We start from the raw sequence: 18653 nt of genomic DNA on the forward strand, positions 1-18653 counted from the left end.
GTTTGTCTTGTATCCTATATGACTTAGTACCGAGTTGTTTTCCGGAACAGTCACAGCTCGAAAATTGCAGGTCAGAGAGAATGGGGTCTGGGGTCTGGACTAACAGACTAATTTTGGGCGGTTGCATACTCCTGCATTCTTTCTATTTCTATCCGCCTCCTGTGCTGGGATACGGCAGCAAAAGCCCCACAACCTTTTTACCAAGATTGAGGGTAAAACCCATCAGGATTTACAAACACTACCACGTATGACAAAATTTCGCTGATTTTCTGGTCATTTATCTGCAGGTACCGTCATTTTTTCTTGAAAGTCAGAGATTGACTCGATCGCGACTGTAGTAGGTCTTCTCACTTAATTGTATATATACATATTGTGCAGTTAGTCCCAACAGTCGAAACGCACAGGAGCCTAACAGCAGCTTACTGGTAAAAGCGTACAAACATGAAATTTGGGCGATGTCTGTATTAATCCTGATTTTTGGGAAATATGGGGAAAATAGCGATTTTTGGGGGTACTTTTGACCCGGTGCACTGGGGTCACTTGTTGGCGGCCGAGACGGCTGCGAGTCAATTTAATCTCGATCGAGTGATTTGGGTACCAGATCGCGCTCCTCCTCACAAGTGGCGCCCGGATTTGGCAAGTTTTGAGAGGCGGCGCTCCATGCTCGCTCTGGCGATCGCCGATCGCCCAGACTTCCTGCTGGCGCCGCCGGAGGCAAATCCCTCCGGCAGTTCTTTGGCGATCGACACCCTGCTGTATTTGCAAAAATTGTATCCGGGCGATCGGCTGCACTGGATTATTGGCAGCGATGCTTTCAGAACTCTCCCCAAATGGCACCGCTCGGCCGAAATAGGTCGGTTGTGCCACTGGTTGGTGGGCCCGCGTCCGAGTCAGGGAGATGGGGAGACAGGACAAAGCGGGGAGATGGGGGCAGCGTCCGAGTGGGGCGATAGTCTGAGGGATGTGTCCATCGATGCCGGCGACAGGATGCAGGTTGAGACAAATGCTGTTTGCTGTAAAGTTGCTCAACAGATGGCTCTGTGGGACGTGGAAATTCGCTGGGAGGTGCTGTCCATGCCCGCGATCGAGATTTCGTCGAGCCACATCCGCCGCTGCTCGGCCGAAAATCGCGACCTGGGCTACCTAGTCCCGGAAGCTGTCCGGACTTATATAGCGGCCCATCAGCTTTACCAGTAACCAGCCGCAGAAAGTCCAATGCCTCGGACCTTGCGATTTCTGCCTTCTCAAAAATTTCCGATTTTTTGGATACAGACGAAAAGTTAGAAAGGATCGGCCTTTGCGATATGATCTTGTCTCATAACTCAATTCTTAAATTTTGCCAAAATTTCAGCCTGAGCTAAGGGCTGCCATCGTTAGGAGGTACTAAGGTGATTCGAGTCGCGATTAATGGTTTTGGACGTATCGGGCGCAGTTTTGCGCGCTGCTGGCTGGGCCGAGAAAACAGTGAGCTAGAGCTGGTAGCTATTAATGACACTTCCGATCCGAAAACTAATGCCCACTTGCTGAGATACGATTCCATGATGGGAACGTTGAAGGGTGTGGACATCAGTACGGATGAAAATTCAATTATTCTCAATGGCAAGACAGTTAAATGCGTGAGCGATCGCAATCCGCTCAACCTGCCTTGGAAAGATTGGGGTATTGATCTGATTATTGAAGCAACGGGCGTTTTTGTTGACCAGGCTGGTGCCTCGAAGCATATCACTGCCGGCGCTAAAAAAGTGCTGATTACAGCTCCCGGTAAGGGATCTGAAGTCGGCACCTATGTGATGGGAGTCAACCACCACAACTACAAGCACAGCGACTACACTGTCATCAGCAATGCTAGCTGTACTACTAACTGTCTAGCTCCCGTACTGAAAGTGCTTCACGAAAATTTTGGCATCGTCAAAGGCATGATGACCACTACCCACAGCTATACTGGCGACCAGCGCTTGCTGGATGCCAGCCACCGCGACTTGCGGCGGGCGCGGGCTGCGGCGATGAATATTGTGCCCACTTCTACTGGTGCTGCTCAAGCTGTGGCTTTGGTGATCCCGGAATTGAAGGGTAAGTTAAATGGCATCGCCATGCGCGTGCCGACTCCTAATGTGTCGGTAGTTGATTTTGTGGCTCAGGTAGAGAAAAAGACTTTTAGCGAGCAAGTAAATCAAGTTTTCAAAGAAGCAGCCGAAGGCCCGATGAAGGGGATTTTGGAGTACAACGATTTGCCTCTTGTTTCTTGCGACTATCGCGGAAGTGATGCTTCTTCGATCCTGGATTCTAGCTTGACGCTGGTGATGGACGGCGACATGGTGAAGCTGTTGGCTTGGTACGACAATGAGTGGGGCTACAGTCAGCGGGTAGTTGACTTGGCTGAATTGGTCGCCCAACGGTGGGAAGGCTAGTACCCTCCGGGATTCGTCATTCGTTATTCGTCAGAAGGTAAAAATGCTGATCTTTTCTACTTCTGAGCCAATGTCTAACTGACTAGCGATCGCACAGGGGGGCAGAAACCGGGTTTTTTCACCCAAATATTTGGTGGAAACCCTTAATATCGGTGAAAAACCCGGTTTCTTTAGCCTCCGGGCGTAAATCCTGAAATTTGTTTGTAGTAAGTGCTTAAACTTGCTCTGGTAAGTCCTCGGAAAATCCAAAACATTAAAAATAATAAAAATTACGAGTATAAAACTCACAAAGCTGGAAAAATAGCTACAGCTACGGTATAGTTCGGAAAACAAAATGTGATATGAAAAAAGCCTTAATTTCGGGTATTTCAGGTCAGGACGGAGCTTATTTAGCTAAACTGTTGCTCGATCGGGGTTATGAAGTTTGCGGCACTTCCAGAGACGCCCAAATGTCGAGTTTCGGCAACCTGGCCCGTTTGGGAATCCGAGACAAAGTAAAACTAGAATCCATGTCTCTCAACGATTTTCGCAGCGTCTTGCAAATATTGACAAAAATTGCACCCGACGAAGTGTACAATCTAGCGGGTCAAAGTTCCGTCGGCCTGTCTTTTGAACAACCCGTAGAAACCCTCGAAAGCATTGCCACAGGTACATTAAATCTGTTAGAAGCGATTCGGTTTACAGGGGGCAAAATTAAACTTTACAATGCCAGTTCCAGCGAATGTTTTGGGGATACCGGAGGCACTCCAGCGGATGAAAATACACCCTTTCGTCCCAGAAGCCCTTACGCGGTGGCGAAAGCAACGGCATTTTGGGAAGTAGCGAATTATCGGGAAGCGTACAATTTGTTTGCGTGTTCCGGTATTCTGTTCAATCACGAGTCGCCGCTGCGGCCGGAGAGGTTTGTGACGCAAAAGATTGTATCTGTTGTGTGCCGAATTGCAGCAGGCCGTCCCGAAAAACTCCATTTAGGCAACATTTCAGTGCAGCGCGACTGGGGTTGGGCTCCGGAATATGTGGAGGCGATGTATTTGATGTTGCAGCAGGATGAACCGGATGATTATGTAATTGCTACGGGTGTAAGTTATCCTTTGGAGGAGTTTGTGCAGAGCGCTTTTGTTTCTGCGGGTTTGGATTGGCGGGAACATTTAGTAACCGATGCGAGTCTCTACAGACCGACGGACATTGCTGTGGGGAAGGGAAATCCGGCTAAGGCGAAGCAAAAGTTAGGATGGGAGGCGAAGTATAAGATGCCCGATGTGGTGCGGATGATGGTGGAGGCGAGAATTATTTGAGGGAAAATTATGAGGTGAAAATATGGCTGCAGAATATGCAACGGCTAAGGAGTGGTATAAAGCAAATCGCCGAGAGTCAAAAAAATATCGAGGTGAGTGGATAGCTTATACTAACAAAGGGGTGATTAGTCACGATCGGGATGAGCGAAAAATGAAGGACGGGATTCCTGCTGATATACCTAAATTGGGTTAGGTGCTCGGTCGCATATTTGAAAGTGAATTTGTTGCTCCTGTTAGGTTTTATCCTGTCAGGATGAGGTATTTGAAATCTCACGATGTGATTATGGAACAGTATGAAAGATGTTGACAAAAAATACCGAAAAATATCTTGATTTTGAAACCTGTAGAGAGGCGCTTGCCAATGTGCGAGAGCAAGGCCGCAAGATAGTCCTCTGCCACGGGGTGTTCGACCTGCTTCACCCAGGACACCTCGCCCACTTACAGGAATCGAAAGCACTTGGAGATGTGCTGGTAGTTTCAATCACAGCAGCACCTTATGTGAATCGGGGCCCTGGAAGACCAGTTTTTTCTGACGACCTGCGTTTGTATTCTATAGCTTCTCTAGCTTGTGTAGACTACGTTTTGTTGTCTCCCGTAGCCACGGCATTAGAAGTGCTCGATCGAGTGCAGCCTGATTTTTACTGCAAAGGACACGAGTATGCCGACCACAGTCAAGATGTCACCCAAAACATCGATCGAGAAGCCGAACGGGTTAGGAGCTACGGTGGCGACATCCGCTATACGGGAGAGATTGTGTTCAGCTCAACCCGATTGATTAATAATTACCTGGACGTGTTGCCACCGCAGGTAAAAAACTATACCAGTCTGTTCAGCCAGCAATACCCTTTCGAGCAAGTCAGAGAGGGTGTTGATGCTATGCAGAAGCTAAAAGTATTAGTGATAGGGGATGTCATTATTGATGAATTTACCCACTGTACTGTCCAAGGATTGACCTCGAAAGGGACGGTCATTTCGACCCGCTTTCTGAAAAAAGAGCAGCATTTAGGTGGTTCTCTGGCTATCGCCCGCCACATGGCTACTTTTGTAGACTCTGTGACTGTCGTGGGCGTTGCTGGAAAAGAGCCTGACATACACAGCCTGATTTTGAACAACATCAATGGCGGTATTCGGCTGGATTTACAGTATGAAAACGATGCTCCGACAGTCGTCAAGCATCGTTTTATTGCTCGACAAGGCATGAGAGAACAATACAATAAACTCTTCTCGATCAACTATTTAGAAGAACAAGGTCCAGCACCAATCCACCGCCAAAAACTGCTAGAGCGTTTGGAAAAAACTATTCGCGATTATGACCTGGTGGTAGTAGCGGACTACGGACACGGATTGCTCGATTCAACACTGATTGAACTTGTTCAAAGCAAGGCTCCGTTTTTGGCTGTCAATTGCCAAACTAACAGTGCTAATCATGGCTATAACTTAATTACCAAGTATAAGCGCGCGGATACGTTCTGCTTGGACGAACAGGAAATCCGCCTCGCATTTTCCAGCCGCTACGGAGACCACACGCATCTCCTCAAACGCTTGCACCAGCATTTAGGGGCGCAGCAAGGTTGGCTGACTTTAGGTTCTTCTGGTTCTTTGGGAATGAACGTCAAGGGCGAAGAAGAGTTGACTCCAGCCCTAACCCTGGACGTGAAGGATACAATTGGTGCGGGCGATGCGTTTTTTGCTCTGGCGAGTCTGAGTGCCAAGTTGGAGTTGCCTGTCGCTATTGGGTCGCTGCTGGGGAATCTAGCAGGCGCGATCGCAGCCAATACTCTCGGCAATGCCGAACCAGTGGAAAAGGCCCGACTGCTGAAATTTGCCACCACGGTCTTAAAGTTTTAGTTGGCGGCCCGATAACTGGATAAGGGACTACCAAATAAAAAACTCGTCCAAAATCAAGCGGTACTGTAAACAATATCGATAAACCACTTACCGAGATTGGGGAGGCTATCTCCAACAGGTTGGGACAAACGCTGAATCGGAGTTTCAACTTCAGCCATTTCCCGACTTGTGAGTTTAACCCCAGTTTGATAAGTCAAGGTCACGAGTTTGACTATCGGATGTTTACCCTTCCAAGTCATCGTTTCAGTTTATTTCTGGAATGTCCCTAAATAGCAAAAAAATGAAGCTGCAAGCTATTCTGTGCGATCGCGACGGCACCCTGATCGAGGATTGCCACTTTCTCAGTCAGCCCGATCAAATACAGTGGATTCCAGGGGTTCTGGACACTCTCAAGCAGTTGAAGGAACTCGGCGTCAAAATCTTAGTTGCGACTAACCAATCAGGGGTTGCTAGAGGCTATTTTGACGCCGCCGCAGTCGAAGCCGTTCATGCTAAACTGCTGTGGGATGCAGAACAGGTGTCGGCCTCGATCGCCGATTTTTATTACTGTCCCCACCACCGGCAAGGTAAAGTTTCCCGGTACAGTTGCCCTTGCGACTGTCGCAAACCGCAGCCGGGAATGTTTCTCCAAGCCATGAGAGACCACGGCTTAAATCCGAATCAGTGCTGGGTAATTGGCGATCGCCTCCGGGATTTAGAACCGGGACTGCAACTGGGCATGAAAGCTTTTTTGGTAAAAACTGGCAGCGGGTTGCAGGCACAGCAAGAACTGTCCAAACGTCCTTACGCTTCGCTAGTTACTGTCATTTCATCTTTGTCGGAGATTGGCGCGATCGTGCAGGAAAACCAGAATTTACCAGCCTGCAAAGACTCCCAAGCTTCTGTTTGTAAAGAATAAACATGACTGAGCGATCGTTTTGAATAAGTTTTGAATAAGTTTTTTGCCACAGATTCCAACTTGAAAAAGTTTAGCACAACCAGCAACTAGAGAGTCGGTATTGGAGTGTAACTGAGTTTGAGATCCAGACAGCTTTGATAGAAAGGACGAAAAAATATTATTATTGACCCAAGTCGAATTTTACCCTAGGCTGTTAATATACAATTAAAAAATGGAGGACTGTCAACTTTGAATACATTGCAGCAGCAAATTCTTGTTACAGGTGGAGCTGGCTATGTAGGAGCTGTTTTAGTTCCTAAACTCCTGCAAGCGGGATACCGAGTCAAGGTACTGGATTTGTACATTTACGGAGACGACGTTTTAGCAGCCGTCAAAGACGATCCGGGTTTAGAACAAATTAAAGGAGATATTCGCGATCGCGCCCTCTTGGAAAAAATAATGCCGGGATGCGACGCCGTTATCCATCTAGCTTGCATTTCCAATGACCCCAGTTTTGAACTCGACCCCGATCTAGGAAAATCAATTAACTACGACGCATTTCTCGACTTAGTAGAAGTCGCAAAAAACAACGGAGTCAAGCGGTTCATCTACGCATCTTCTTCCAGCGTTTACGGCATCAAAGAAACCGAAAACGTCACGGAAGAATTGCCACTACAACCCTTGACAGACTACTCGAAATATAAAGCACTCTGCGAAGAAGTGCTGTTTGCCAAGCGGGAACCTGGGTTTGTAACCTTAGTGCTGCGGCCTGCTACAGTCTGCGGTTATTCGCCCCGCTTGCGACTGGATTTAACAGTAAATATTCTTACCAACCACGCTATTAATAACGGCAAAATCACCGTTTTTGGTGGCGAACAAAAACGTCCCAACATTCACATAGAAGACATGACCGATCTCTACGTCAAGTCTTTGCAGTTGCCTGACGAAGCGATCGATGGCAAAATTTTCAACGCCGGCTACGAAAACCACACCGTCATGCAAATTGCCCAGATGGTGCGGAACGTTGTCGGCGAACAAGTAGAAATTATCGCCACCCCCACCGACGACCACCGCTCCTATCACATCTCCTCTGATAAAATTAAGCGGGAGTTGGGGTTTGTACCTCAGCACACTATCGAAGAAGCGGTAAAAGATTTGGTAAAAGCATTTAAAGCCGATTTAGTGCCTAACCCGATGACAGATATCCGCTATTACAACATTAAGATCATGCAGGCTCTGAATCTCAAATAACTATAGCGATCCTTGCAGGATTTGTGAACCTATCTATCTCTTCTCTTACGAAAGCACCCTTCCGGTCTTGGCGGTTCGTTCAAAAATAAATCTAGTTCACAAATGAAATAGGATTGCTATAGCAGGATGACTGACATCAATCGCATTATCGGTGTTGATTTTGACAATACAATTGTCAGCTACGACGACCTCATGCACAGGTTAGCCGTTGAAAAAGGTTGGATTTCTCCCCAAGTGAGCAAAAGTAAAAAGCAAATCCGCGACTGCATTCGCCAGTTGCCCAACGGGGACATAGAATGGCAAAAATTGCAAGCAATTGTTTACGGTCCCCAGATGCAAGAAGCCAAGTTAATAGAAGGAGTGCTGACCTTTTTTAAGTTGTGTCAGCAACACCGAGTGCGAGCTTATATTGTCAGTCACAAAACCGAGTACGCTAATTACGACGAAACCAAAACTAATCTGAGAGAAGCCGCGCTAGCTTGGATGAAGAGTCACAGCTTTTTTGCGGGCAGCGGGTTGGGATTAACTCAAGAACAAGTTTATTTTGAATCTACGAGAGCATCAAAAATAGAGCGAATAAAACAGCTAAACTGTACGGATTTCATAGACGATTTAGAAGAAACATTTCTGGAGGAATCCTTTCCGAACAGCGTTAACAAGATTCTGTACGCGCCGAATTACCAACCTGCCGAGATCCCAACAGTAAAAGCAGTAATTAAATGGCAAGAAATTAATGAATATTTTTTCTCAACAAGCTGAAAACATAACTGCGAAAGTCCAATCAGCTTGCTCGGCACTGCTAGGACTAGAAATTACTGATATTGAAAAAATAGGTGGGGGACGCAACAGCCGCGTTTACAAACTATCTTGCGAAAATTCTAGTTACTACGCTGCTAAAGTATATTTCCGCCACAATTCAGACAAAAGAAACCGCCTAGAAACTGAATTCTCTAGCTTGCAATTCCTCTGGGAAAACGGCGTGAAAAGCATTCCGCAACCGATTGTCGCTGACAGCAACTTCGGCTGTGCCGTCTACGAATACATTTCGGGCGAAAAGATTATACCGCAAGAGGTGACAAATAATGAAATAGATGTTGTGGCAAACTTCTTGCTACAATTGGCGGAACTTAAAAGCAGAGAAAACAGTCATCTTTTGCCACTGGCATCGGAGGCATTTTTTTCTGTCGGAGGCGTTGTTGGCAATATTGAACAGCGATATAAGAGATTGTCCGCACTTCCTAATAGCGAGGCATCTTATATTGAACTGGAAAAATTTTTGACCGCTGACTTCAGGCCGGCTTGGAGTAAAATAGCAACATGGTGTCAGGAAAGGCTCAGTCAGTCGCAAATGTCTTGGGACGCAGAGATAGAGGAGGAAGAAAAAACGCTGAGTCCCTCAGATTTTGGTTTTCACAATGCCATAAGGCGGGATAATGGCAAAATAATATTTGTGGATTTTGAATATTTTGGCTGGGACGACCAGGCTAAAGCGATCGCAGATTTCCTGCTCCATCCAGCGGTGGAGTTGGGGGAGAGCCTAAAACAGCGGTTTCTCGACCAGATGCTGGGCGGTTTTAAAGACAGCAAACATCTGGCCGAGCGAGTCGAAATAGTCTATCCCCTATTCGGATTGAAGTGGTGTCTGATACTCTTAAATGAGTTTGTGCCTCAAGACTTGCTGCGGCGCGGGTTCGCTCAAGCGATCGACTTAGACCGCAGCAAATTGCAGATAGAACAGTTGGCAAAAGCCAAACGAATGTTACAAAAAATTCTGGCAAATTATGAGCAGTTCCCCTACGGTGGCCGAACACCTAAAAACTAATTCATCTGGACTGGACAGCCGCTCTAGAGAAATTCGCAAAACCATTGTTAAAATACTGGAAGCGAGCCGCAGAGGTCATGTAGGTTCTACATTCTCGCTAATAGAAATATTGCGGGTGCTTTACGACGACGTACTGCGGTATGATTCTAAGAACCCGAAGTGGTCGGAGCGCGATCGCTGCATCCTCAGCAAAGGACACGGCTGTCTCGCTCTCTACGCAATTCTTGCCGAAAAAGGTTTCTTTCCCGAATCCGAACTCTGGAAATTTTGCCAAAGCGACGGAATTTTGGGAGGACACCCGGAATACAGCAAAGTTCCCGGCATCGAAGCATCTACAGGAAGTTTGGGTCACGGTTTGTCCATAGGAATTGGGTTTGCTCTCAATGCCAGGTACGAGAAAGCCAATCACCGCACTTTTGTGATTTTGGGAGATGGCGAGTCAAATGAAGGCTCGGTCTGGGAAGCAGCTATGTGTGCCGGCAAACACAAACTAACAAATTTAACCGTGCTTGTAGACTACAACAAGCACCAATCCTACGGCACAACCTATGAAGTTCAAGATTTAGAACCGCTAGCGGACAAGTGGAGAGCTTTCGGTTTCGCGGCGACAGAAGTAGACGGTCACAGCGTCGAAGAACTGCGTTCTGTTTTGTTGAATTTGCCGATCGCACCCAATAAACCAACTGCAATTATCTGCCATACAGTGAAAGGCAAAGGCATTCCATTTGCTGAAAACAATTTGAAATGGCACCACAAAAATAAAGTATCCGACAGCGAGATTCAATCGATGCTGGCAGCCTTGGAGGAAAACTAAATGCGTCAACTTTGCCTGGACACAGTGTATGAATTGGCCAAGAAAGACCGCCGGATTTTCTTCATTGGCTCAGACCTCGGTTTCGGCACTCTCCAAAAATTTAAAGAGGAGATGCCGGAGAGATTTTTAATGGAAGGCGTTAACGAAGCTAATATTGTCGGCATGGCTGCTGGGTTGGCCCTAGAAGGCAAGATTGTTTATGTAAATACGATCGCCACCTTTCTCTCCCGCCGATGTTTTGAACAGATTGTTTTAGACTTGTGCCTGCACAACGTTAACGTCCGCTTAATCGCCAACGGCGGCGGCGTAGTGTACGCGCCGCTGGGCCCTACTCACCTGGCAATTGACGACATTGGAATTTTGCGGACAATTCCCCGGATGACAATTGTCGCACCGGCTGACGAAGCTGAAATGGGGCGGCTGATGCCGGAGACAGTCGATTATCCAGGGCCGATTTACATCCGTTTAGGCAAGGGAAATGAGCCGATTTTAACGACAGATGAGATCCCCTTTCAAATTGGCAAGGCAATTCCCATGCGCGAAGGAACTGACGCGCTGATTATTACCACTGGCGTTACTTTAAAGGCGGCTTTAGATGCAGCAGCGAATCTCAGCAAACAGGGGTTAGAAGCAGCCGTACTTCACGTTCATACTGTCAAGCCGCTGGACTCGGATGCTATTCTCAAATATGCTGCTGACGTGCCTGTAATTGTCACTATTGAAGAACACACTTTGATGGGGGGACTAGGTAGTGCGGTGGCTGAATTAGTTGCAGAGGCTAACTTTAACCCGGCCAAGCGGTTCAAGCGCATTGGCATTCCGGATGTATTCCCGGAACAATACGGTTCTCAAGAGAGTCTGATGGCGCTGTACGGCATTACCGCTGAAAAGTTGGCTGCCGCAGTTGCAACTCTTGCTGAACGGCGGCGCGAACCGCTGGCAGCAGTTTGAACTAAACCGGCTCTCAAGCTGCCAAGCATTTGGCACTGCATTTTTGGTCGGTGAGAGAGCCCACCTCACAAAAGTTTTAAAATTTATGAGGTGCAAACAAAATGATTGAGAACTTAGTGCCGTTCGAGCTGCGGCAAATTTTCTTTGAGCGGCGACTTTAACTGTATTGTGGAGGATTGGAGCGTGGCCTGCGTCGATTTCATTACCAAGGTGCATACGAGTACCAAGCGCAATTATGTCGAGCGTGTCGTCGAGTACGACAAAGCGGAGTGTGCCGCCGTTGCCAAACAGTACGGGAAAGATTACTGGGACGGCGATCGCAAGTACGGTTACGGCGGCTATCGCTATGACGGCCGGTGGCGCGCGATCGCTGAGAAAATGGCTCAGCATTACGGCATTAAATCAGGAGACAAAATTCTTGATGTCGGATGCGGTAAAGGATACTTGCTTTACGAGTTCACCCAAGCCGTTCCTGGAGTAGAAATTGCTGGCATTGACATCTCCGAGTACGCGATTGAAAATGCCAAAGAAGAGGTAAAGCCGTTCTTAACGGCAGGTAATGCTGTTGATTTGCCTTTCCCTGACAAGACTTTTGATTTTGTAGTTTCAATTTTGACACTGCACAATTTGTACAACTACCAACTGCGACAAGCTTTGCAAGAAATTGAACGGGTAGGAAAGCAAGATAAGTACATTGTTGTGGAGTCCTACAGGAACGAGGCCGAAAAAGTTAACTTGCTTTACTGGCAGCTAACTTGCCAATCGTTTTATACTCCCCAAGAGTGGGAGTGGTTTTTCAAAGATAGCGGTTATACAGGAGATTATGGGTGTATTTTCTTTGAATGAACGAGACTCAGAAGTTCGCACTATGAGCAATCCATTCTTTACTTCAGAAGAAGATGATGCAATCGCCCAATTTTTAAGGGACGGCTATCTTGTATTTTCCATAGAAGACCTGACTTTGCTGGATGCAGTTAAAAAAAATATTTATCTGGCAGCCGCTGCTTTGATAAATAATAAAGCTCAGCTTTCTGAAGATGATTTTTTTGATAAAATTCACGAAATAATTTCAGTCAAAGACTTGAATGATTTTCGGGTTAAACTGATAGCTTACATGGCTGAGGACAAAAGTGTCAGACCCTCAATTTATTCTCTTGCTAAGAAGCAGATTCACTGGCTGGTTGGCAATGAATTGGCAATGCAGAGAAATTGCAATCTCAGCATTCAGTTTCCCGGAGATGACAGTTCGCTTTTGCCACTTCACTCTGATGTTTGGTCGGGAAATTCTCCTTATGAAATAGTTTTTTGGCTGCCGTTCGTCAATTGTTACGATACTAAGTCTATGTTTATCTTGCCGCGATCGCAATCAGAGGAAGTCTTCAGAAACTTTAAACAATATTCTAGTTTGACGGCTGAAGATTTTTACCAAAAAATCAAAGACAAGCTGGTTTGGTTAGATGTTAAATACGGACAGGGAGTTATTTTTTCTCACTCTCTGCTGCACGGGAACCGCGTCAATGGTAAAGCAGAAACCCGGTGGACGATTAATGTCCGGTTTAAGAGTTTGCTGTCTCCTTACGGAACTAAGGAGCTAGGGGAATCATTTTTGCCGATTACAATGCGTCCAGTTACGAGAATCGGGTACAATTATATCAAACCGGAGTGCTGATGGAATCAACAAAAGGTTGGAGGGGATATATTTCCAGCCGCGAAATCGGCGGGAGCGCGATTCCTCAAAGGCTGCAAAATATGGTAATTCGCAATTACGCTCAAACTAGAGGAATGGTGTTTCTCTTGAGCGGTACTGAATACTATATGGATAATTGCTACATGATGTTAAGTGCTTTGTTGGAGGAGTTAGACTCGTTAGGGGGATTGATTTTTTATTCGCTAAAACTGTTGCCAGAAAGTCCTTTTCAGAGAAAGTCGATTTATGAGAAAATTTTGAATGGGAAATGCGAATTGCATTTTGCTTTAGAAGAGCTGGCTGTGGTTGAGGAGGAAGATATTAACTTAATAGAAGACATAATTGCTTGCAAGACATTAGTAGCGCAAAGCAACAGCAGTGGCACAATGAGAGCGATCGCGCGCAGTCTAGCAGTCGTAAATGATTCGTGAAGGCGAGATACCCGACTTCTTTAAGTCGGGTATCTGAAGCGATGACATCTCACAACTCCAAGCGGTGCAAGACAATCAATAAGACACTCGCAGCGATTTAAAGATTTTTCACTGTCACGCACCCTACGAGTCCAATACCATTAGGATAAACAGGTAAGGAGTTTATGGACATACAAACAACTAGAGAACCTCAATATCAAGCCCACGTAACTCTGAGCGAGACAAAAGGGCTGACTCAGCTAGGTTTGCGAGCAAATGCTACCTGGTACGAAGACCCGAGACGGTTGCTTTTTGTTTTGGCGAGATACAAATTTGTATCGAAAATGTTGACCGGGAAACAAAATGTATTGGAGGTGGGATGCGGAGACGCATTTGGCACTAGAATTGTCTTGCAAGAGGTGGGTGCAATTTGTGCGGTAGACTTCGATCGGCTGTTTGTAAATCACGTAAACGAACAGATGGAAGAAAAGTGGAAATTTGATTGCAGAGTTCACGATATGCTGTCAGGGCCTGTGGAGGGAGAGTTTGACGCGGCTTACTCGCTTGACGTGATCGAACACATACCTCAAGAGGACGAACAGCTATTTATTTCAAATATTGCGCGATCGCTCGACCCAAACGGCGTGCTCATCATTGGTTCTCCGTCAATTCAATCTCAAGCTTACGCTTCTGAAGGCAGCAAGGCGGGACACATCAACTGCAAAGACCACAAAGGTCTTAAAGAATTAATGTTAAAATACTTCCACAACGTTTTCATATTTTCCATGAACGATGAAGTAGTGCATACTGGATTTTATGCGATGGCGCACTATTTATTTGCAATGGGTGCGGGCCGAAAGTAATGGAAAAATTGCACGGCACGGGAGCGGTTATTTAAAATCATGAAATTAAACCATTTTAACGCTGCTAATGAACTGCTGAGGTCAGGAAAGGTAGAGGAAGCGATCGCGTCCTACAGAGAAGCGATCGCACTCAATCCCAACTTTTATTGGTCGCACCACAACTTAGGCGAAGCTTTAGCCAAACAGAATTTGGTTGAAGAAGCTGTCGCCAGTTACCGCAAAGCTATTGAACTCAACCCAAATTCTTTGATATCTTGCCAGCAATTAGGAGAAATTTTTTACAAGCTAGCAGACGACTTGACGAGTGAATCTGCATCTAAATTTTCATTACACCAAATAGATGCTATTTTTAAGCAAGCTACAAATCACCTAGAGGTCGAATCGTTTGTGCGAGAAGCTTACAGAACCTACATACAGAATGCGCCTGACGAATCAGGGAAAAATTACTGGCTGCAACAGTTAGGTTCTGGCATCCTATCGCGCGAACACTTGCTAGGCGAACTTCGGAAATCAAAGAAGTATTCGCCCTGCGTTGTCCTGAAATCGGCTTACGTGCAAGAAGCGATCGCCTGTTTTGATAAAGCAATTGCGATCGACCCCCAATCTGCTTGGTCTTACTTTTACTTGGGGGAAGCTTTAGCAAAAAAAGGCGACTTAGAAGCAGCAGTAACTTCTTACCAACAAGCGATAGAGCTGCAATCGGAGCAGTCTTTATTTCGCGCTAGGCTGTCAGAGGAGGCCCAACTTAAAACCATTTTAGAGCAATCGGATGTCTGGTCAATTCAGAATTTAGATCTGGCGATTCAAGCCGAACTCGATAACGGATATGAAAACGCCCAGCAAAACAATTTTGACGGGGCTTGGGTGTCGTGGCAGCGGGCGATCGCATTTGCTCCGGACCGGATAGAAACATACCTATTTATCGGATACTACCTCGGCAATTGCGGCAGAACCGACGCAGCAGTAAATATCTTTCAAGAATATTATCAAAAGCAGCGCAAATTTGCCGAATTGCACGGAGTTGACAAGTTAGGCATCCGGTTTGTCGATCCGCACAATGCTGTATCCGCGATCGGTCATATAGGTTTGCTGGATTACTATGTAAAAATGAGTCTTTTGGGATGCCGATCGCAGCACCGCACGATTTTGTTGACGCCCCCCAACCATACTATTGCTAACTCGCATTACCTCAAATACTGGCAGCGCTACGTTCAAATTATTTCCGATCCCGTACAGGTGGCCCGTCTTTCCCAAGTAGTCAGGTACTCGAGCGATTTCTTTTTTGCAACTCCAACAGCAGACAAAACTTTGCTTTATTTCCAAGCCGAGACTGCGGTGCAAAAACAGTGGGAAGCCGAAGGGCGAGGGCCACTGCTGACTCTATCAGATGCCGATTTTGAACCGGGCAAGCGCACTCTGGAAGCTTTAGGAATGCCGGAAAATGCTTGGTTTGTTTGCCTGCACGTTCGAGAATCCGGCTATCACAAAAGTCTGGCGGCAATTAAAGCCTGCCACAACGCAGATATTGATACATATGGACTGGCGATCGAAACTATTGTCAAACGCGGCGGTTGGGTTGTCCGCTTGGGCGACTCTTCAATGACACCGCTAGCACCAATGGAGGGGGTAATTGACTACGCTCATTCTTCAGTAAAAAGCGAGTGGATGGATGTATTTTTGTGCGCTGCGGGTCGCTTCTTTTTAGGCTCAACTTCCGGTTTGTGTTACGTTCCCGCCAGCTTTGGCGTTCCTTGCGCTTTGACTAACTGGGCCTGCATGGGAATACAGTCTCCTTACGGAAAAGATATCTTTATTCCCAAGCTTTATTGGTCGGAAACTTTAGAGCGCTATCTCACATTAGAAGAAGCAATGTCTGCACCTTACGGTCCAGTTAACAATTCTCGACTATTGTCCGCCTTAGGCGTGAGATTGGCAGACAACGCGCCCGAAGAAATCAGGGATTTAACCGTAGAAATGCTGGCGCGTTTGGATGGTACAATACACTGCGAGGCATCTGACGATCTGCTGCAAGCACAATTTTTTGAATTGAGGAACAGTTGTCAAGCTTATGGAAACTGTCGCATCGGGAGAGATTTTTTGCGGAAATATGCTGGGCTTTTGTCAAAGGCAACTGAGGGAGCAAGTGAGAGTAAAAAAGGATAAAAGAGCGGCTCTAACTGACCCAAAAACAATTAAGTCACAACCCCCCACTTTTGTCGCGAACCGCAACAAATTTTTGATTCGCCTCAAGCCAGAGGATTTATCTGCGGGGTCTATTCTAAAATCTAAAATCTAAAATCTAACTAAAATCGAATGACTGTAAGCTATTTTGACGCTGCCAACCAACTGCTGAGTTCTGGAAAATTAGATGAAGCGGTCGAAATGTACCGTTCTGCTATTGAGCGAAACCCCAATTTTTGCTGGTCGCACCACAACTTAGGAAAAGCTTTAGCCCAACTGGGCCGCCTAGAAGAAGCTGTCGCTAGTTACCGCCGAGCAATTGAACTAGAGCCAGAGTCTTTTACATTTTACCACCAGTTAGGGGAAACTTATTACAAACTGGCGACAAATCTGAATTATAAAAATTACGATCGTTGGTCGGGCGAGCAGTTAGACGAGGTATTTTTGCGATCGACAAATGACCTCACAGACGAAGAGTTTCTGGAAGAAACTTATTTCGCTTACGTGAAGCACAAAATAGATATAGAAGGCAAAAATTACTGGCTAGACCAGTTGAGCAAAGGTTATCTCACCCGTAATCTATTCCTGAGTGGATTTCGGCAATCATCAGAATTCAGGCAGCCGATAAGTATTATCATATCTGCCTATTTGCTGGAAGCTGCATTCTGCTTGCGCAAAGCAGTTGAATTCAATCCTGATTCAGCGTGGTCTTACTACAACTTGGGATTAGTCCTAGCTAAATTAGGACATCAAGATGAAGCGATATCGGCTTATCAAAAAGCTGCTGAACTCCAACCGGAACAGAGTTTATTTCACTCTCAACTGACAGAAGCGAATGCTTTCAAAGTTATAGCGGTTCACGGTGATGTATTGGCAAATGAGAACCTAGAAGTCGAGATCAATAAAGAACTCACTGAGGGCTACGAATTGGCCCAACGAAACGATTTAGAAGGTGCGTCGCAGCACTGGCAGCGAGCCGTCACGCTCGATTGGGGCAAGATAGAAACACTGCTGATTGTCGGTTACATGATGGGCAATTGTGGCAAACTTGTAGAAGCAGTTGATGTCTGCAATCAGTATTATCAAAAACAGCGCGAACTTGCTCGATCGCATGGCATTGACAATTTAGGAATTCGGATTCTTCACGATAACTGGACTGTCGCGATCGGTCACACAGCTTTGCTGGACTGTTATGTCAAAATGGGTATTCTGGGATGGCGGCCTCCGCAGCGCACTATTGTGTTCCCGCACCCGTCTTTAGTTATTGCTAACTCGTGTTACTTGAACTACTGGCACCCCTACGTCCAAGTTCTTTCAGAATCGGCCGAGTACAGTTCTCTAATTCCGATGGTGAGGTATTTGAACGACTTCTTTTTTGCACTGCCGGCAAAGGGAGAAACTTTGCTGTATTTCCAAGCAGACGCGGCGGTACAAAAACAGTGGGAAGCCCAAGGCCGAGGTCCCCTGCTGACTTTATCCGATTTCGACTTTGAACGGGGCTGGCGCACTTTAGAGTCTTTAGGAGTGCCAAAAAATGCTTGGTTTGTTTGCCTTCACGCTCGAGAATCCGGCTACCACAACCACGTAGTCGAACTTCAAGAATTTCGCAACGCGGATGTTGACACTTACCTGTTAGCTGTAGAGGCGATCGTCAAACGCGGCGGTTGGGTTGTCCGCATGGGCGACTCGACGATGAAACCGCTGCCACCGATGGATGGAGTAATTGACTACGCTCATTCTTCAGTAAAAAGCGATTGGATGGATGTATTTTTGTGCGCTGCGGGCCGCTTCTTTTTGGGTTCGACTTCCGGTTTGGCTCACGTTCCGGGTACTTTTGGCGTTCCTTGCGCTTTGGCTAATTGGGCCTGTATGGGGATTACGTCTTCTTACGGCAAAGATATCTTTATTCCCAAGCTTTATTGGTCGGAAACTTTAGAGCGCTATCTGACAGTAGAAGAGGCTATGTCTCCACCTTACGGTCAAGTTAACAATACTAAAATGCTGTCGGCGCTGGGGGTTAAGTTGAGAGAAAATACGCCGGAAGAAATTAGGGATTTAGCGGTAGAAATGCTCGATCGGTTGGACGGAACAATTCAGTACGAGGCGTCCGACGAGGTGCTGCAAGAACGGTTTAAGGAACTGGCGAGCCACTGTAAAGCTTGCGGAAACAGCCCTATGGGACGGGATTTCTTGCGAAAATACGCGAAAATGTTGTCAAAATCAACTGATTGTGTTAAAGAATAGTT

18 protein-coding genes are annotated in these 18653 nt (G+C 46.4%); 17 read left to right on the forward strand and 1 reads right to left on the reverse strand.

The features are described 5' to 3' along the window. Nucleotides 1-486 precede the first annotated feature (486 nt). The 5 genes from nadD (at nucleotide 487) to QUB63_RS01875 (ending at nucleotide 5551) form a co-directional block, all read left to right on the forward strand. Nucleotides 487-1197, forward strand: coding sequence for a nicotinate (nicotinamide) nucleotide adenylyltransferase (nadD, locus tag QUB63_RS01855; RefSeq protein WP_332943063.1), 711 nt, complete (start codon nucleotides 487-489; stop codon nucleotides 1195-1197). A 191-nt stretch (nucleotides 1198-1388) separates the two neighbouring features. Beyond that, nucleotides 1389-2408, forward strand: a complete 1020-nt coding sequence (locus QUB63_RS01860; RefSeq protein ID WP_332943064.1) for a type I glyceraldehyde-3-phosphate dehydrogenase — start codon at nucleotides 1389-1391, stop codon at nucleotides 2406-2408. A 341-nt stretch (nucleotides 2409-2749) separates the two neighbouring features. Then, a complete protein-coding gene (locus QUB63_RS01865) occupies nucleotides 2750-3703 on the forward strand; it encodes a GDP-mannose 4,6-dehydratase (RefSeq protein WP_332943065.1) in 954 nt (317 codons plus the stop codon). A gap of 22 nt (nucleotides 3704-3725) precedes the next feature. Continuing rightward, complete coding sequence (locus QUB63_RS01870; RefSeq protein WP_332943066.1) at nucleotides 3726-3896, forward strand: DUF5678 domain-containing protein; 171 nt, start codon at nucleotides 3726-3728, stop codon at nucleotides 3894-3896. Between the two features lie 107 nt (nucleotides 3897-4003). Continuing rightward, entirely contained in the window at nucleotides 4004-5551 is a 1548-nt protein-coding gene (locus QUB63_RS01875) for a PfkB family carbohydrate kinase (RefSeq protein ID WP_332943067.1), read from the forward strand. 53 nt (nucleotides 5552-5604) lie between these two features. Here QUB63_RS01875 and QUB63_RS01880 read toward each other — a convergent pair whose 3' ends face one another. Then, the gene (locus QUB63_RS01880) at nucleotides 5605-5790 is read right to left on the reverse strand and encodes a hypothetical protein (protein WP_332943068.1); all 186 of its coding nucleotides are present in this window, start codon (nucleotides 5788-5790) and stop codon (nucleotides 5605-5607) included. Nucleotides 5791-5831: 41 nt separating this feature from the next. Between QUB63_RS01880 and QUB63_RS01885 the strand changes: the two genes are divergently transcribed. From QUB63_RS01885 to QUB63_RS01940, 12 genes are all read left to right on the forward strand, one after another. After that, entirely contained in the window at nucleotides 5832-6449 is a 618-nt protein-coding gene (locus tag QUB63_RS01885) for a D-glycero-alpha-D-manno-heptose-1,7-bisphosphate 7-phosphatase (protein WP_332943069.1), read from the forward strand. 228 nt (nucleotides 6450-6677) lie between these two features. Beyond that, nucleotides 6678-7679 (forward strand): NAD-dependent epimerase/dehydratase family protein, encoded by a 1002-nt coding sequence (locus tag QUB63_RS01890; protein WP_332943070.1) that lies wholly within the window; start codon nucleotides 6678-6680, stop codon nucleotides 7677-7679. Nucleotides 7680-7805: 126 nt separating this feature from the next. Further along, entirely contained in the window at nucleotides 7806-8438 is a 633-nt protein-coding gene (locus QUB63_RS01895) for a hypothetical protein (protein ID WP_332943071.1), read from the forward strand. Then, nucleotides 8413-9501, forward strand: coding sequence for a phosphotransferase (locus tag QUB63_RS01900; RefSeq protein ID WP_332943072.1), 1089 nt, complete (start codon nucleotides 8413-8415; stop codon nucleotides 9499-9501). Before QUB63_RS01895 ends, QUB63_RS01900 begins: the two co-directional genes overlap by 26 nt. Continuing rightward, entirely contained in the window at nucleotides 9461-10315 is an 855-nt protein-coding gene (locus QUB63_RS01905; protein ID WP_199292447.1) for a transketolase, read from the forward strand. Before QUB63_RS01900 ends, QUB63_RS01905 begins: the two co-directional genes overlap by 41 nt. Further along, entirely contained in the window at nucleotides 10316-11266 is a 951-nt protein-coding gene (locus QUB63_RS01910) for a transketolase family protein (RefSeq protein ID WP_332943074.1), read from the forward strand. Nucleotides 11267-11410: 144 nt separating this feature from the next. Then, on the forward strand, nucleotides 11411-12112 hold the full coding sequence (locus tag QUB63_RS01915; RefSeq protein ID WP_332943075.1) for a class I SAM-dependent methyltransferase: 702 nt from the start codon (nucleotides 11411-11413) through the stop codon (nucleotides 12110-12112). A 22-nt stretch (nucleotides 12113-12134) separates the two neighbouring features. Next, nucleotides 12135-12935 (forward strand): sporadic carbohydrate cluster 2OG-Fe(II) oxygenase, encoded by an 801-nt coding sequence (locus tag QUB63_RS01920; protein WP_332943076.1) that lies wholly within the window; start codon nucleotides 12135-12137, stop codon nucleotides 12933-12935. Beyond that, entirely contained in the window at nucleotides 12935-13384 is a 450-nt protein-coding gene (locus QUB63_RS01925) for an LIC12192 family sporadic carbohydrate cluster protein (RefSeq protein WP_332943077.1), read from the forward strand. The genes QUB63_RS01920 and QUB63_RS01925 overlap by 1 nt, the downstream gene beginning before the upstream one ends. 164 nt (nucleotides 13385-13548) lie before the next feature. After that, a complete protein-coding gene (locus QUB63_RS01930; protein WP_332943078.1) occupies nucleotides 13549-14226 on the forward strand; it encodes a class I SAM-dependent methyltransferase in 678 nt (225 codons plus the stop codon). Between the two features lie 39 nt (nucleotides 14227-14265). Then, nucleotides 14266-16389 carry a TIGR04372 family glycosyltransferase gene (locus QUB63_RS01935; protein WP_332943079.1) on the forward strand — a complete coding sequence of 708 codons (2124 nt, stop codon included), beginning with the start codon at nucleotides 14266-14268 and terminating at the stop codon, nucleotides 16387-16389. 150 nt (nucleotides 16390-16539) lie between these two features. After that, nucleotides 16540-18651: a TIGR04372 family glycosyltransferase gene (locus tag QUB63_RS01940; protein ID WP_332943080.1), complete on the forward strand. Its 2112-nt coding sequence runs from the start codon at nucleotides 16540-16542 to the stop codon at nucleotides 18649-18651. The last annotated feature ends 2 nt before the right edge of the window (nucleotides 18652-18653 follow it).

Source organism: Microcoleus sp. ARI1-B5, assembly GCF_036705795.1.
Lineage (GTDB): Bacteria > Cyanobacteriota > Cyanobacteriia > Cyanobacteriales > Microcoleaceae > Microcoleus.